At 50.3% G+C, this 1516-nt stretch carries 2 protein-coding genes; both read left to right on the forward strand.

The features are described 5' to 3' along the window. A partial coding sequence (gene sufB, locus FJZ26_05985; GenBank protein MBM3229957.1) for a Fe-S cluster assembly protein SufB occupies positions 1 to 940 on the forward strand: 940 nt, incomplete at its 5' end. A 46-nt stretch (positions 941 to 986) separates the two neighbouring features. After that, positions 987 to 1516: hypothetical protein (locus tag FJZ26_05990; GenBank protein MBM3229958.1), on the forward strand; the 530-nt coding region annotated here is incomplete at its 3' end.

The raw sequence follows: 1516 nt of genomic DNA on the forward strand, positions 1-1516 counted from the left end.
TGTAAAAAAGTACTTCATGACCCGCTGCGTGCCATGCTCAGACAACAAGTTTGCCGCGCTTCACGGGGCAGTCTGGTCAGGCGGCTCGTTTGTTTATGTGCCAAAAAACATCAAGGTGCAAATGCCGCTTCAGATTTATTTTTTGATGAACCACCCGGCATTTGGCCAGTATGAGCACACGCTAATCATTGCAGATGAGGGAAGCGATGTGCAGTACATAGAAGGGTGCTCTGCGCCAATGTACACTGAAAAGTCTGTTCATTCAGCAGTGGTTGAAATTTTTGTCCATAAGGGGGCAAAGGTGCGCTATACCTCAATCCAGAACTGGAGCAAGAACGTCTACAACCTCAACACAAAAAGGGCAATTGTAGAGGAAAACGGCCTTGTGGAGTGGGTTGGCGGAACACTTGGCTCAGGCCTGACAATGCTTTACCCCTGCTCTATGCTTGTTGGCAGGGGGGCCAGGGCAGAACACATGAATGTCGCTTTTGCAGGCGAGGGGCAAATCAAGGACAATGGCGCAAAGGTGATTCACCTTGCCCCAAACACAACATCAACGGTTGTCTCAAAAAGCATTTGCAAGCAAGGCGGCTGGACAAACTACCGCGGGCTGCTTTCGATTGCAAAGGGGTGCGTTGGATCAAAGTCGTCTGTCCGCTGCGACGCATTGATGCTTGATGGGGACTCGAAATCATCCACAATGCCTTACATGGATATAAGAGAGAGAAAAGTAACAGTGGGCCATGAGGCGACTGCCGGGAGGATTTCTGATGAGCAGCTATTCTACCTGCAGACACGGGGGCTTACAAAGGACGAGGCGACTGCCCTTATTGTCAGGGGTTTTATAGAGCCAATCACAAAAAGGCTTCCGCTTGAATACGCAGTCGAATTCAACAGGATGATTGAGCTTGAGATGGAAGGCAAGGGAGTAGTCGGCTGAAAGGGCGGCAGGAAGCGGTTATTGAAAACTCCGGGGAAATGGGAAAATGGGGAATTTTGATTTGAAGGAAGCTGCAATTTCCATTTCAAAGCAGCTTGGGGAACCGGAATGGCTGCTTGAGTTCAGGCTTAAGTGCCTGCAGTCATACCAGGCTGCAACTTTCGACAAAGGCATACAGGCTGCCGCAAATATGCTTGAGGAGGCGGCAGGCACAATGAAGGAAACTTGGCATGGGAAGGGAAGTGTCAGGCTTGGCGGGGACGCTGAGTTTGAAAGCCTGCATTCGCTTGCAGCAGACAGCGAATTTGAACAAAAAGCAAGAAAGGCAGTTGAAATGGCGGCAGGCAAATTCGAGAAATTAGATTTTCTTGCCGGGGCGCTTTTCACAAGCTGGATTGTGGCAAGGGCGAGGAAAAAGAGCGGAAGGGCAAAAGTTTGGCTTGGCTTTGGCAAGCCAGGAAGGTTTGGGGTTGTCCAGCTTGAGGTGCCCAAAGAATGCACTGTGGGGCTTGAAATTGAAAATGACTCTTCAGGATTTGCGAAAGGGGCATCGGGGGGATGCCTGCAGTGCACTGT

This window comes from Candidatus Parvarchaeota archaeon (assembly GCA_016866895.1).
In the GTDB taxonomy this organism is placed as follows: Archaea; Micrarchaeota; Micrarchaeia; order Anstonellales; family VGKX01; genus VGKX01.